Here is a 14,428-nt window from a genome sequence, read left to right as displayed (position 1 = left end):
ATAACCGCTGATTTTCATCTGGTATGATGAGCTCAACTATATCCCTGATAAATGCCTCACACGGAACGACAAACACATGGTTATTAAGGCACAAAGTCCTGCCGGTTTTGCCGAAGAGTACATCATTGAAAGTATTTGGAACAGCCGGTTTCCGCCGGGCTCAATCTTACCTGCGGAGCGCGAACTTTCAGAACTCATTGGCGTAACCCGAACCACATTACGTGAGGTTTTACAACGTCTTGCCCGTGATGGCTGGCTGACCATTCAGCACGGTAAACCGACGAAGGTGAACAACTTCTGGGAAACTTCGGGTCTGAATATTCTGGAAACGCTGGCGCGTCTTGATCACGACAGCGTTCCGCAGCTCATCGATAATCTTCTGTCCGTGCGTACCAATATCGCGACCATTTTCATCCGTAAGGCAATGCGGACGAATCCGGAAGAAACGCAGCAGGTACTGGCGAAAGCCGCCGAAGTGGAAGATCAGGCTGAAGCCTTTACTGCGCTGGATTACGGTATTTTCCGCGGTCTGGCGTTTGCATCCGGCAACCCGATTTATGGTCTGATCATTAACGGGTTACGCGGTCTGTATACGCGCGTTGGCCGTTATTACTTCTCCAATCCGGAAGCGCGCAAACTGGCGATCAACTTCTACAAAAAGCTGTCCGACATTTGCCACGAAAAAAGCTACGAGCAGATTGTGGATTGCGTGCGTAATTATGGTCGTCAGAGTGGTGAAATCTGGCACAGCATGCAGGGCACCATGCCGGGTGATCTGACCGAACAGAAACGCTGAGTTTCGCGGATTCTGCGGAAATGAGAAAGGGCGCTTAGCGCCCTTTTTTAATGCATCAACTTTTAAAGTCCGAAGTGTGTGCCGGTCAGAGCGGGGTTGGCCTTGGCGGGCAACGTTCCAGCAGTTCCACGCTGCCGTCTTCGTTGAGCTGCTCGATAAATACATCGAAGCCCCACAAACGGTGAACGTGTTTCATCACTTCACGACGGCTCTTGTCCAGCGGCGCGCGGTCTTGCGGGATATAACGCAGTGTCAGCGAACGGTCACCGCGCAAGTCGACATTCCAGACCTGAATATTCGGTTCGTGGTTACTCAGATTATATTGCGCCGACAATTCCTGTCGTATCGCGCGATAACCTTCCTCGTTATGAATCGCCGCGATTTCCAGATAATTATTGTGATCGTCATCGAGCACCGTAAACAGGCGGAAATCACGCATCACTTTTGGCGACAGGAACTGGCTGATAAAGCTTTCATCTTTGAAGTCCCGCATCGCGAAATGCAGCGTCGTCAGCCAGTCTGAACCGGCGATATCCGGGAACCAGTAGCGATCTTCTTCGGTCGGTTCCTGACAGATACGTTTGATATCCTGAAACATCGCGAACCCCAGCGCATACGGGTTGATCCCGCTGTAATACGGGCTGTTATACGGCGGCTGATACACCACATTGGTATGGCTGTGCAGGAACTCCAGAATGAAGCGATCCGAGACTTTTCCTTCGTCATACAGATGATTCAAAATAGTGTAGTGCCAGAATGTCGCCCAGCCTTCGTTCATGACCTGAGTCTGTTTCTGAGGATAAAAATACTGGCTGATTTTACGCACAATGCGCAAAATCTCCCGTTGCCAGGATTCCAGCAGGGGGGCGTTTTTCTCCATGAAATACAGCAGATTTTCCTGCGGCTCAGAAGGGAAGCGGCGCGCCTGTTCCGGGGCATCCACGCTGTCTTTGCGCGGCAGCGTTTTCCATAGCGAATTCACCTGACTTTGCAGATACTCTTCACGACTTTTCTGCCGCGCCAGTTCTTCCTGCAATGAAATCTTCTGCGGGCGTTTATAGCGGTCAACACCATAATTCATCAGCGCATGGCAGGAATCGAGCAACCGTTCCACTTCATCGACGCCGTAGCGCTCTTCGCATTCACTGATATAACGTTTGGCAAACAGCAGGTAATCGACAATCGAACTGGCGTCGGTCCAGCTTTTAAACAGATAGTTATTTTTGAAGAATGAATTGTGGCCGTAGCAGGCATGCGCGATGACCAGCGCCTGCATCGTGATGGTATTTTCTTCCATCAGATAGGCGATACACGGGTTAGAGTTGATGACGATTTCGTACGCCAGGCCTTGCTGGCCGTGTTTATACAGTTGCTCGGTTTCAATAAATTTTTTGCCAAACGACCAGTGTGTGTAATTGATGGGCATGCCAATACTGGAATAGGCATCCATCATTTGTTCAGAAGTGATGATCTCGATTTGATGCGGATAGGTCTCCAGCCGGTACGATTTGGCGACCCGGTCAATTTCTTCGAGATAGGTTTGCAATAACTCAAACGTCCAGTCCGGTCCATCGCTAAGACGTTTGTCCTCAGTTTTTTTCTTTTGGGTCACTGTCGTCATAAGCCGCACCCTCATTTAGTTATGGACGCTACAGAGTGTTTGATTCACAACCTTTTCTTAAGATTTCGCACGTCCTTTGATAATCGTAGCTCAATCTGAGTGTGCTGCAGGATAAACACCATGATTCCATTCCTCATCAAAACTATATCCTGATGGAAAGGGCTGTCAATCGTTGCGCGATGAAGACCCAAAGCCGCAAAAAATCGGGTTTTGGGTCAGTTTCAGACAGTTGAAAGCGGGGGGGACGCGGTATTAACTGCGGATAAATTCTAATAAATCTTCATTAATCTGATCTTTATGTGTGTTGCATAAACCGTGCGATGCGCCCGGATAGACTTTGCCTTTTCCGTGTGGAAGAAGCTTCAGCGCGGCTTCGCTGGAAGAGGCCGGGGGCACAATCTGGTCATCGTCACCGTAAATGACCAGCGTCGGGATCGTCATTTTTTTCAGGTCTTCACGCTGGTCTGTTTCAGAGAAAGCTTGCACACAATCATAAAGTGCTTTGACTGAAGCCTGCATGCCCTGACGCCAGAAACTCTGACGCAAACCTTCTGAAACTTTTGCCCCTGCGCGGTTAAAGCCGAAAAAGGCGTCTGGCAAATCCAGGAAAAACTGCGAGCGGTCTTTTTGTACGCCGCCACGGATCCCGTCAAATACGGAAAGTGGCAGACCGGCCGGGTTGAAATCTGTTTTGACCATTATCGGCGGCACTGCACCAATCAGCACGGCTTTGGCAACGCGCGCCGTACCGTGGCGGCCAATATAACGCGCGACTTCGCCGCCGCCGGTTGAATGCCCGATATGCACTGCATCTTTGAGGTCTAAGTGAGCGGTGAGTTCAGCCAGATCATCACCGTATTGTTCCATATTGTGGCCATCCCACGGCTGCGAGGAGCGCCCGTGTCCGCGGCGGTCGTGCGCGATCACACGGTAACCTTTCTCCGCCAGAAACAGCATCTGATCTTCGAATGCATCGCCGGACAACGGCCAGCCATGACTGAAAACCACCGGCTGACCGTTTCCCCAATCTTTATAGAACAGTTGCGTGCCATCTTTGAGCTTCAGAAAGTTTGAGTTATTCACGGGTGACTCCTTATCACTGAATGAAAGTCGCTGAAATGAACGGTGCGGGTTATGAAACCCTCGAAGTGTAGGTCACTAATTGAACGATTGCGATGTTGCTCACATTTTGGGCTGGCCATTCAGATGGACAGCTTTCGGAGAGCCAACTTCTTACGTAGTCGCGTTTAGCTGAAAAACCTGTTTTATAAACTCCCTGCAAGCATCAACCCCGTTTGATGTGCGAGATATCAGGTAATGTCAAACTCTGCATTAATGGCAGTGATTTATGCTGAAATTATGCTTTTATAAAAGAATAAAAGACCAGGGTAATACCCGGCGGGAAAGTGGAGAAGGTTAATGACATCAATGCAGTCATTGCTGTCAAAAAACCATAACTTTCTCTCTGCAAAGCAGAAATGTTGCGAGATATCGTTATTTATTTGCAGCTATTGAAAATAATGCTGTCATGAACGATAAATAAATGTGAAACAACTCACGGTTATGAACGCCTGTGTTGGCGATTTTTCGCAGTCAGGTTAATTTCCTGTCATCAGAATATTATGCTTTGTTTTGTCGTGGAGTGGAGTCGATATGCGTGTGGTGATTTTAGGCAGTGGTGTGGTCGGTGTCGCCAGTGCATGGTATCTGGCTAAGGCGGGACATGATGTGACGGTTATTGACCGTCAGTCCGGGCCAGCGGAAGAAACCAGCGCGGGAAATGCGGGGCAGATCTCACCGGGCTATGCCGCGCCATGGGCGGCTCCGGGTGTTCCTGTTAAAGCGATTAAATGGATGTTCCAGAAGCATGCGCCGCTGGCAATTCGTCTGGACGGAACCCAGTTCCAGCTTAAATGGATGTGGCAAATGCTGCGTAACTGCGACATGAACCACTATCAGACCAACAAAAGCCGTATGGTCCGTCTGGCGGAATACAGCCGCGATTGCATGAAGGCGTTGCGTGAAGAAACCGGTATTCAGTACGAAGGCCGTCAGGGCGGGACGTTGCAGCTATTCCGTACAGCGCAACAGTTTGAGAGCGCTGCGAAAGATATCGCGGTGCTCGAAGACGCCGGTGTTCCGTATCAGTTGCTGGAGTCTAGCCAACTGGCGACGGCAGAACCGGCTCTGGCGCAGGTCGCGCACAAGCTGACCGGCGGCCTGCGTTTGCCTAATGATGAAACCGGCGACTGCCAGTTGTTCACCCGTACGCTGGCGGACATGGCGCGGCAAGCTGGCGTGAAATTCGAATTCAACCGGACCGTCGATAAGCTGCATGTTGAAAACGGCGAGATTACCGGCGTGCAGTGTGGTGACGAGCTGGTGAAAGCGGAGGCTTATGTGGTGGCATTCGGTTCTTATTCCACCGCGCTGCTGGCAGATCTCGTTTCCATTCCGGTGTATCCGCTGAAAGGCTATTCGCTAACGATTCCGATCACTGACCCGGCTTCTGCACCGGTTTCTACCGTGCTGGATGAGACCTATAAAATTGCGATTACGCGTTTTGATAAGCGCATCCGTGTCGGCGGGATGGCGGAAATTGTCGGATTCAACCTGAAGCTGGCGCAGGCGCGTCGCGAAACGCTGGAGATGGTGGTTAAAGATCTCTATCCGAACGGCGGCAACGTGGAGGCGGCGACTTTCTGGACAGGCTTGCGCCCGATGACGCCAGACGGCACGCCGATTGTGGGCCGTACGCGCATCAAAAATCTGTATCTGAATACCGGCCACGGCACGCTCGGCTGGACAATGGCCTGCGGTTCCGGTCAGCTGTTATCGGATATTATGTCCGGCGTGACACCGGCTATTCCGTCTGATGATTTATCTGCTGAACGTTACAGCCCCGGTTTTATCGCGCGTCCGGCTGGCCCGCATAAAATGCATCCGGTGGCTTAAACCCCGATTTTCCTCCCCCCGCGCGGTGACTGACGCCGCACGGGCGTTACTTTGCACTTTGCCGGAGCTGGTATGCCTCGCCCGATTTCAGCCACTTTATCTCTGTCTGCGTTATCCCAAAATCTCAATGTTATCCGCGGTTTCGCCCCCAACAGCAAAGTCTGGTCGGTGGTGAAAGCCAACGGATACGGCCACGGAATCTCCCGTATCTGGAAAAGCCTGTCAGCCACGGAGGGTTTTGCATTACTCGATTTCAACGAAGCGATATTACTGCGTGAATCCGGCTGGCAGGGGTCTATCCTGCTGCTGGAAGGCTTCTTTTCTCCCGCTGATTTAATCATGATTGATCACTATCGCCTGACGACGTCAGTACACAGTGACTGGCAAATTCAGGCGCTGGCGCAGGCAAATCTCAGCCAGCCGGTGAATGTATATCTGAAAGTGAACAGCGGTATGAACCGTCTGGGATTTGCACCGGCGCGCGTCAGCGATGTCTGGCATGAGTTACGTGAACTGAAGCAAGTCGGGGAAATCACGCTGATGAGTCACTTCGCCACGGCGGACAGCGTCGAAGGAGTAGATACGCAGATGGCGGCCGTAAATCTGGCCGGGCAAAATATTTCCGGCCCGCGCTGTCTTGCCAATTCGGCGGCGACGCTGTGGCATCCGTCAACGCATTATGACTGGATCCGTCCGGGGATTATTCTTTATGGCGCCTCGCCGAGCGGGCAGTGGCAGGACATCGCCCAAACCGGGTTGCAACCGGTGATGACACTGAAAAGTGAGTTGATTGCCGTACAGTTGCTAAATGCCGGTGACCGTGTCGGGTATGGCGGGCGTTATCGTGCCGGACAATCGCAGCGCGTGGGCGTGGTGGCCTGTGGTTATGCTGATGGCTATCCGCGGCATGCGCCTTCAGGCACGCCGGTTTGGGTGGATGGCGTGAGAACAAAAACGGTAGGAACGGTTTCGATGGATATGCTGGCGGTGGATTTAACGCCGTGTCCGCAGGCACAAATCGGTGCGCCGGTCGAACTGTGGGGCAGTAATCTGCCGGTAGATGATGTGGCTACGGCTGCCGGTACGCTGGGCTACGAGCTGCTGAGTGCGCTCGCGCCACGCGTACCGGTAAACGCCATCGGGTAAGGTTTTTTTAGTTTTCCAGACGGGTCAGCTGGCCCGTCGATTTCTTACTGGCACGACGCGCCAGCATCGCCAGACAGCCTCCCGCCAGCATTACCAGCGCAAGGCTTAGCTTAGGTTGTAACGGCAACGCCATCGCAATAAAGCCCAGCAGTGCACCTCCCGCCATCTGTACCGAACCGACCAGCGCAGACGCCACACCGGCTTCACTTGAGAACGGCTCCAGCGCGTAGCTGGTGGCTGGCCCCATCAGGAACGCCAGGCCTGCGCAGGCACTGGCGACCGGCAGCATATACAGCCAGGTCGCTGTTTGTTCAGCGGCAGGAACCAGTGTGATCCCGGCGATCAGCCCCAGACAACCGGTAAACATCAGAATACCGCCGGTTTTCAGGCACGCCGGGCGACCCACTTTACGGATAATACGGTTGGCAATAAAACTTACCGCCATAATCCAGAAGCCATTTGCGCCGAATACAATAGAAAACTCCAGCGGATTGAGGCCTGCGACGTTCATCAGCACGGTCGGCGCCAGCGAGACATAGGTCAGCGCCATGCCCATCGCACCGGCGTTAACTGCGGCAAAAGTGATGAAGCGTGAATCCGACAGGATCCGTGTGTACTGGCGGAACGGCAGGCCGGAGTTGGTTTGGGTATCTGCCGGGCGGGTTTCCGGGAGTTTGAAAATGACCAGCAGCATGACCGCCACGGTGTAACCGGCCAGCGCCCAGAAGGGCGCACGCCAGCCATAATATTGCGCAATCAGGCCGCCAATAAGCGGCGCAAGCGCGGGGATAATATTGAGCGTTCCGTTGAGGAAACCGTAGGCGCGGGCGGCGTCGTTGCCGCTCATGCGGTCACGCACACCGCTGAAAATCACCACCGACGTACAGCACACGGCCAGCCCCTGAACCACGCGGGATATCAGGAACATCCACGGCGCAACCGACGTTGCCGCGATAATTGCGCCCGCCAGATAAACCACGATGCCAATAATCGCGATCGGGCGACGTCCAAATTTATCCACCAGCGGACCAGCGACCAGTTGCCCTAATCCCATCACCAGAATGAATAGCGAAATCGAAGACTGAATTACCGCTTCGGAACTTTGTAAACCGAGGGCAATCGCCGGGATGGCGGGCAGGTACAAATCGATACCCAGAGGGCCGAGCAACACCAGGCTCAGCAGCAGAAAAAGGAATTTTTGCATTGGAAACATCACTGTCATTCAGTCCGGAAGGGGGGTAAGGGTAATGATTTCGTTAATGAATGGAAAGTAACTTGTGATATCAAAGGCGAAAGGGAGAAGCCGGGAGAAAAAACGGACACGCAATACGTGTCCGTCAGAGATGAACATCAGGATTTACTTTTTCTTCCAGAAATCATCGAACACTGTGACCGGCGGCTGACGTTTATGTTCAGTGCGCAGATACCAGCCTTCGATAATCGCTGCGACGCTATCGTCCACTTTTTTGCCCTCAAGATAATCGTCGATCAGCTCGTAGGTCACGCCCAGCGCGACTTCATCCGGCAGAGAAGGGCGGTTTTCTTCCAGATCCGCGGTCGGCGCTTTGGTGTACAGATGCTCCGGGCAGCCCAGCGTTTTGAGCAGTGCTTTACCCTGACGTTTGTTCAGGCGGAAAATCGGGTTGATATCCGTGCCGCCGTCGCCGTATTTTGTGAAGAAACCGGTAACGGCTTCGGCTGCATGATCCGTCCCGACGACAACGCCTTTTTTCATCCCGGCGATGCTGTACTGGGCTTTCATACGTTCACGGGCTTTCTCATTACCCTTAATGAAGTCACTCAGCTCAATGCCAATTTCACGTAATGTCGCCTCGCTGGCCAGCACGGCATTTTTAATATTTACGGTCAGAACCTGATCGGGCTGAATAAAAGTGATGGCGTCCTGACAATCGGACTCGTCAGCCTGCACGCCGTACGGCAAACGCACGGCGATGAACTGATAGTCATCTTCTTTCGTTTCCGTGCGTAATTCGCTAATTGCTGTTTGGCAAAGTTTGCCGGTAAGAGTAGAATCCTGCCCGCCGCTGATACCCAGAACCAGTGTCCTGATGAACGGATGGGCCAGCAGATAACTTTTGAGAAAATCGACGCTGACACGGATTTCCTGTGTGGTATCGATATGCGGTTTAACGTGCAGAGCCTGAATAATCTCTTTTTGTAAAGCCATGACCACTCCTCCTGAAGGCTGCCTTCGAGGAACCCGAGGCAAAAATAAGATGTTATTGGGATAAAACTACCCCGCATCGCTCAAAAGGACAAGATTCAGCGAAGAGTTCGGCGGAAATCTGTACGTCGCCGGTTCGCAAGCTCTCTGACGGGAGCGGCAGGGCAAGAAGTCAGTTTGGCGTACCAGGAATGATTACAGAACTGCATTGAAATAAAAATTCAATGCAAGAGAACGTAATGATTTTGTATGTTTCTATTGCCGGAAATATATGTCATTCGGAACTATCTAAAAAAGCCGCTTTATTAAGATATCCCGTGCTGAGTGCGTTATATTTGTTGCGGTAAGAATATTTGTATGTATGTGCCATCGAAACGGAGTTGTCAGGCTTGATTAACGGATCCTAATTAATGGCATAAATCGTGTGGTTTACTCTCGTTATTTGCCTTAAGTCTTATTGGGGAAACAAAATGTTTTTTCGGGTTGTACGTCGTTTACCAGCTTGTGCCGTAATTTGCGGTGCAGCGCTGTTTAGTATTTCAAGCCTTGCAGACACCACAATTTTCACTGCGCTCGATGACCCTGCTCAGGCGAAGAAGCCTTTCGTAGGCAATGTGCAGGCGGGTTACAGTGCACAAACCGGTAACACCAGCAACTCCACGCTGAATGCTGATACCACCATGACCTGGTTTGATACCAACACGGCTTACAGCCTGTGGGGTTCTGCGCGTAACACTTCTTCTTCCGGTGTCCGTTCATCCGAGAAGTATCAGGCAGGCGGTCGTACCCGTTATAATCTGGATAACGCGAACTACGTCTTTGGTCAGGCGAGCTGGCTGAGCGACCGCTATAACGGCTATCGCGCGCGCGATGTCGCCACCCTCGGTTACGGTCGTCAGATCTGGAGCGGCCCGGTTCATACCTTGAATCTGGAAGCCGGTCCTGGTGTTCGTCACGATGAATTCGAGCAGGGCGGCCACCAGACCCGTGCTCTGGCCTACGGTTCAGGGACTTACGGTTATCAGATCAGCGATACCGCACGTTTCACTCAGGGCTTCTCAGTATTGGCCAACGATGAAACCACGCTGAACTCAGAAACGGCGCTGACTGTTGCTATCAATAGCCACTTCTCGCTGAAAGTTGCGTATGACGTGACTTACAACACCAAACCACCAGCGAGTGCGCCGGATAAAACCGACACCGTCACTTCTGTGAATCTGGTTTACGGCATGTAATTTCCTTCGCGGAATTGTCGAAAAAGCCAGGGGAGAGATCCTCTGGCTTTTTTTATGCGCAGTTATGCGGCGTGGTTTGTCTCAAAATATCCCGGCCGGTTCTGTTCTGGCTCTAAATATAGTTACTCACCTGAGTCTCGATCCTTGCCGCTGTTGTTTTGAATTCTTTTGCTAATAAGGCAATAAATGCATCGCGGTCAATATGCTCTAACTTTCCCTCATGGTAACTCTCTGAATACGAGACATAAAGTCCGTCTTCGAACCCGATCTCAACGGGCTTATCTTCAATGTGAATTTTTTCCATAATGCATTCCCCAACCCTTTGTTTAAACAACCGAAAAAGAAGGCAACATCACAGGTGATTGGGTCTTAAATTTATGGAAGATAGTGTGCCGCTGTGCGGGGACGCAAACTGTGATCCGGGGCGAATAATGTTATAAGTTGCAAATTATTGTTGGGATAATATCGACAAAAAAGCCGGCAATATCCGCCGGCTTTTAAATTAACGTCGAACATTAACTGTTCTCAGTTTGCTTATGGAGCAGCTTGCGAAGCTGCAACCAACTGATTTTATGAAGTAAAAAATCCACCCCAAAATCCCTCCAAAACTCTTCTCCAAAATGAATTTTAAAAAATTCCCTCCGGCGGGGGGAATCTTGCCCAGTTTTCAACGAGCGTGATATGCGGTCATATAGCCAAAGTGATCCAATTAGCACCCCGGTCATCGTGGTATTTTTCAGTCATCGATGCTGATTTGTGACCAAGTAACGTTTGTGTGTCGATTCCGTGCGCGCTGTATAGCCGCTCAGCAATAGACCTTTGTTCATGGAATGACGGAGGCGTTGTTCCTCGGGGGAATTTCAGTCCGGACATATTTCGAGCTTCCATAAAAACGCGGCTCAATCCGTTACCGCCAACAGGATCACCAGGTGCAGCAGAACCATGCGACCGTGTGTGATGAATAATGTATTTGCTGACGACCCGGTCCCTACATCGTTTGATAACATCCCCAAGAGTCATGTTTAGTTCGGGTAAATATAGGCTGATCGGCAGCGCGAGTCTGGTACCTGTTTTTGATTGAGTGATGTGCAGGTGACCGTCCCAGACGTCAGAAAATTTCATGTTCGAAATGTCTGTCTTACGCTGGCCACTGACCAGGGCGAGCAGCATTGAGTTTTGAACATATGGCTGTAGTTTTTCTGCTGCTTCAAATGCAGCCTTCCATTCATCAAAGCTGAGTCGTGCACGAACAACTTTAGCTCGAGGTATTCTGGTCGCCATTGCTGGGTTGAAACCTGGCTCCACTTCCCCGGCATGCTGCGCCTCTTTAAACATATCACCCCATACAGCCCTAAGTATTTGGGCCATTCGAGGTTTACCTGAAGCCTTATATTCATCCATGATCGCGGCCAGTGATTTTGTATCCAAATTATTTAGGTGAACATTGGGTAATCTTCGTGCAAGGACTAAAACACATGATTTTCTATTTTTCAGTGTTGTTGGTTTAATTTCCCCGTGTAAAACCCTTTCCTCTTGAATTGATAAATATTTATCAGCCCATTCTGACACTCTCATGCCTGCATTTTTAGACGTGGTGTTTTTAAATGTCATATCAATCAGATAGTTGATCTGTTTCGACTGCTGTTCCGCAATCATATTATTTGCAGCGATTGCCGCTTCTCGCGCAGTATCCCCATCAGTGCCGAAGCCAATAAATTTACCGGTAATTGGATGCCGGTATTGCCAGTAAACCTTGCTCGTCCTACGGTCTAACTTGCAGTACAGGTTTGGGATGTTGACTTTATGTGTGCGGGGTCTGGCTGCCATTAATCGTTTTCTCCAATAAAGCTCTGACAGAAGCGGGAAGGTGACTCGGGATCTCCGCTTTTGCAATGACACCAACATACTTCGCGTCTTCATCGACTATCCATTTACTGCCTTGTTTGATCGGGGCAGGGATGATCTGTCCGGTTTTCGCATACCGGTGAAGTGTTGCTGGTGCTGGTGGATATTTAAACCCTTTCGGACTGGATGCCCATTCCATCAAAGGTACGAGTTGGCCCATACGGTTTTTCTCCACACGTTTAGTTATAGCCGGCTGCACACCGGCTTACTGGCTGATCCGAAATCGCCCGTAATATTTCCCAACTCGCCACCATGGTATTTTTTCACCTGGTGGCATTGCTGGTGCAAACTCAACTGGAACAAACCACAGATTCAGCATTCTTTTCACAGGAAATTGTCTGACTAAGTGAGAGTATTCAGACATTGTCGGTGCCTAGCTTTGGTACGGCGGATAATCTAACGCGGATATCGTCAATAATGACCTGCGCTGCGTCTTCATCACTCGCCTGGTAAATGCCTGCTGCGGTGTGGCAAACCTCATCAACTAGCGATTCCGGCAATACCGGTGGCTGCGGGACGGTGAACAACGGTGTTAACTCGACGTTAGTTTTACCTACTACGTCAATACACCGAGCATCAGTCTCGACATAAGAAAAATCAGAAACCATATTCGGCCTAACAATCCAAGGCACCGGGTTGCATTTCTGCTCTCGGATTAAGATCAACTCATCTATTGCACAAGCTGCGACCGGTTGCCTGCATTCACGTAAAAATTTACTTTCCCGTTTAAGTTCTTCGGTGCTCAGTGTCATGATTTACCTCCGTCCCAGTTCAGAACATCAGCTCTTCCCAGCGGCGCATAAACAAAGCTCTGGCCTGAACTGGGTTGAGAGGTGTGATAAGAATGTCGGTCGGTTTGATGCCTTCCAGAATCGGCCAAAAGTTATCGGCATCGACTTCCAGATCCCGACGCTCGGTAGCCAGCATGATCAGGTCAGCCGTTTTGACTAAGGCGCTCATCTCTCGAGGCAGCTCGTACTTCTCGCGGATCAGGCCATCAATCTGGCGCTCGATGCGGGCATAGTCCGGCAGTATGCGTTTCAGTGGGGCGGGTAAGGCGCAGTGCGACGCAACAGAATTACCCTGGCACATTGTGAGCTGGCCGGAGGGGGACTTTGGGAACCATCCAGCCGCGGGGCGAATTGCCGTTACTCGAGCGACCTTTCGTTCTCGGGCACACCGATTGCTGGGGGCTGGTGATGAGCTATTACCGGCAGATGCACGGAATTGAGCTGACTGATTACCGGGTTGACTATCCGTGGTGGGAAGACGAGCACCCAGATAATTTTTATCAGGACTGCTGGTATGAATGCGGGTTCCGTGAATTCAGCGGACCAGCTATGCCAGGCGACATGGTGATCATGCAGGTTCAGTCCAAAAAGTGGAATCACGCAGGGATCCTGCTCGAAGGCAATATGCTAATGCACCATATGTACGGCATGCTCAGTAAACGTGTTCCATACGGCGGATATTGGAGAGACAGGACTGTGAAAATAGTTCGATATCAATCTATTTCTTGAAGCATGCTTAAAATGGATATAATTGAGATTGAATGTACTTAATAAATTTTTATCTCTTTTTGTAAGAGCTTAAAAATAGATTTTTACCTTGTCTTACAGAAGTTTCTACCATATTTTTTATGACATATTGTATGTTCCAGGTACTGCACAACATAATTGACTACATCAAAAATATTTCGTTGGTTATAAATATGACTCACTATTTCAACGAGAAAATTTATTATGACTGATACTATTACCAGCACTGGCACTCCACCAACACCAAGTACATTTTTAGGTGGTGGTTATTCGGCTCTATCTTCGGGGTTCGCGGCTCAAGGTCCTAATGAAGGGCAATTATTCTTACAAGTAACACTTCCCTATTATCAATCACCTAAAGTGGCTCAGGGTTGCGCAGTATGGATATCTAAGTATATGGATACTCATGATTTGAAGGATCCCAAAACAATGCAAGTCGTTGCATCAAACGTTGCGACGTTTTGTTATGCAGATACTCGTTTAGTGAAACAGCCAAAAATGAGTAATTATGATGCTATTCATACAGGCCCTGGTGCTGGTAATTTCAACTACAATACTCAGAGCGTAAATGAATTGAGCGGCACTGCGATGTCTTCTATTGCGGCATGGGCGCATTATATGTGGGGTGATGGTAAGGAACGTTTTGTAAAACTTGAAAACATCGGTCTCCGCATTCAACCTAATCAGATCGCGCCTGTGATGAACATCGTAAATAGCGGACGTGTAGGTACTTTCCAGATTGCAGAAAACTTCAGTCGCAATACCATGTTAGATGGCATTATACCTGCCTCCTATCTGGGAAATGTTACTTTGAAAACGGAAGGTAAACTGACGATTCAATCAAGTGGTGCATGGACCTATAACGGTGTTGTCCGCGGGTATAATGATATCTATGATGCAAACCCTAGTACCTTCCGGGGGCCAATCGGTGAGTTTTCAACAAAAGTGCTTGATTACACGAAAGGAAAGCCTTACCAGATTTCTATGCCCGGTCAAATTGCGGTTAAAGGTACTGGTTTCCGTTAAAAAATAGAGCCACCGTAAGGT

Annotated in this window: 13 protein-coding genes and 2 pseudogenes; 6 read left to right on the top strand and 9 right to left on the bottom strand. The window is 50.2% G+C overall.

Translation table 11 applies throughout. The features are described 5' to 3' along the window. Positions 1–76: 76 nt before the first annotated feature. Positions 77–796, top strand: coding sequence for a fatty acid metabolism transcriptional regulator FadR (fadR, locus tag ACLBVC_RS21930; protein ID WP_410151384.1), 720 nt, complete (start codon positions 77–79; stop codon positions 794–796). Positions 797–881: 85 nt separating this feature from the next. Here fadR and ACLBVC_RS21925 read toward each other — a convergent pair whose 3' ends face one another. Then, on the bottom strand, positions 882–2,417 hold the full coding sequence (locus tag ACLBVC_RS21925) for a SpoVR family protein (protein ID WP_410151383.1): 1,536 nt from the start codon (positions 2,415–2,417) through the stop codon (positions 882–884). Between the two features lie 252 nt (positions 2,418–2,669). Continuing rightward, on the bottom strand, positions 2,670–3,500 hold the full coding sequence (locus tag ACLBVC_RS21920; protein WP_410151382.1) for an alpha/beta fold hydrolase: 831 nt from the start codon (positions 3,498–3,500) through the stop codon (positions 2,670–2,672). A gap of 570 nt (positions 3,501–4,070) precedes the next feature. On the opposite strand from ACLBVC_RS21920, the gene ACLBVC_RS21915 reads away from it, so the two are divergent. Both ACLBVC_RS21915 and dadX read left to right on the top strand, forming a co-directional pair. Beyond that, positions 4,071–5,372, top strand: a complete 1,302-nt coding sequence (locus tag ACLBVC_RS21915) for a D-amino acid dehydrogenase (protein WP_410151381.1) — start codon at positions 4,071–4,073, stop codon at positions 5,370–5,372. A gap of 72 nt (positions 5,373–5,444) precedes the next feature. Continuing rightward, on the top strand, positions 5,445–6,518 hold the full coding sequence (gene dadX / locus ACLBVC_RS21910; RefSeq protein ID WP_410151380.1) for a catabolic alanine racemase DadX: 1,074 nt from the start codon (positions 5,445–5,447) through the stop codon (positions 6,516–6,518). A 7-nt stretch (positions 6,519–6,525) separates the two neighbouring features. Here dadX and ACLBVC_RS21905 read toward each other — a convergent pair whose 3' ends face one another. Further along, the gene (locus tag ACLBVC_RS21905; protein ID WP_410151379.1) at positions 6,526–7,722 is read right to left on the bottom strand and encodes a multidrug effflux MFS transporter; all 1,197 of its coding nucleotides are present in this window, start codon (positions 7,720–7,722) and stop codon (positions 6,526–6,528) included. A gap of 153 nt (positions 7,723–7,875) precedes the next feature. Continuing rightward, positions 7,876–8,706, bottom strand: a complete 831-nt coding sequence (gene nadE, locus ACLBVC_RS21900; protein ID WP_410151378.1) for an ammonia-dependent NAD(+) synthetase — start codon at positions 8,704–8,706, stop codon at positions 7,876–7,878. A 467-nt stretch (positions 8,707–9,173) separates the two neighbouring features. Here nadE and ACLBVC_RS21895 point away from each other — a divergent pair, with 467 nt between their 5' ends. Continuing rightward, positions 9,174–9,938: a DUF481 domain-containing protein gene (locus tag ACLBVC_RS21895; RefSeq protein ID WP_410151377.1), complete on the top strand. Its 765-nt coding sequence runs from the start codon at positions 9,174–9,176 to the stop codon at positions 9,936–9,938. Positions 9,939–10,050: 112 nt separating this feature from the next. On the opposite strand, the gene ACLBVC_RS21890 is transcribed toward ACLBVC_RS21895, so the two are convergent. From ACLBVC_RS21890 to ACLBVC_RS21870, 5 genes and pseudogenes are all read right to left on the bottom strand, one after another. Next, on the bottom strand, positions 10,051–10,242 hold the full coding sequence (locus ACLBVC_RS21890; protein WP_410151376.1) for a hypothetical protein: 192 nt from the start codon (positions 10,240–10,242) through the stop codon (positions 10,051–10,053). A 383-nt stretch (positions 10,243–10,625) separates the two neighbouring features. Then, on the bottom strand, positions 10,626–11,765 hold the full coding sequence (locus ACLBVC_RS21885) for a phage integrase Arm DNA-binding domain-containing protein (protein ID WP_410151375.1): 1,140 nt from the start codon (positions 11,763–11,765) through the stop codon (positions 10,626–10,628). Beyond that, complete coding sequence (locus ACLBVC_RS21880; RefSeq protein WP_410151374.1) at positions 11,740–12,003, bottom strand: excisionase; 264 nt, start codon at positions 12,001–12,003, stop codon at positions 11,740–11,742. The genes ACLBVC_RS21885 and ACLBVC_RS21880 overlap by 26 nt, the downstream gene beginning before the upstream one ends. 196 nt (positions 12,004–12,199) lie before the next feature. After that, positions 12,200–12,595, bottom strand: coding sequence for a hypothetical protein (locus tag ACLBVC_RS21875; RefSeq protein WP_410151373.1), 396 nt, complete (start codon positions 12,593–12,595; stop codon positions 12,200–12,202). Positions 12,596–12,614: 19 nt separating this feature from the next. Further along, positions 12,615–12,899: pseudogene (locus tag ACLBVC_RS21870) on the bottom strand (HD family hydrolase); the annotation flags it as partial. Here ACLBVC_RS21870 and ACLBVC_RS21865 point away from each other — a divergent pair. Then, a pseudogene (locus tag ACLBVC_RS21865) lies at positions 12,898–13,363 on the top strand (NlpC/P60 family protein); the annotation flags it as partial. The pseudogenes ACLBVC_RS21870 and ACLBVC_RS21865 sit on opposite strands and share 2 nt — an antisense overlap. A gap of 222 nt (positions 13,364–13,585) precedes the next feature. Beyond that, the gene (locus ACLBVC_RS21860) at positions 13,586–14,407 is read left to right on the top strand and encodes a lipid II-degrading bacteriocin (protein ID WP_410151372.1); all 822 of its coding nucleotides are present in this window, start codon (positions 13,586–13,588) and stop codon (positions 14,405–14,407) included. Positions 14,408–14,428 lie beyond the last annotated feature (21 nt).

This window comes from Rahnella selenatireducens (assembly GCF_046449555.1).
Lineage (GTDB): Bacteria > Pseudomonadota > Gammaproteobacteria > Enterobacterales > Enterobacteriaceae > Rahnella > Rahnella selenatireducens.
The sequence above is the reverse complement of the archived record's forward strand: the minus strand, read 5'-3'. Positions and strand labels throughout refer to the sequence as shown.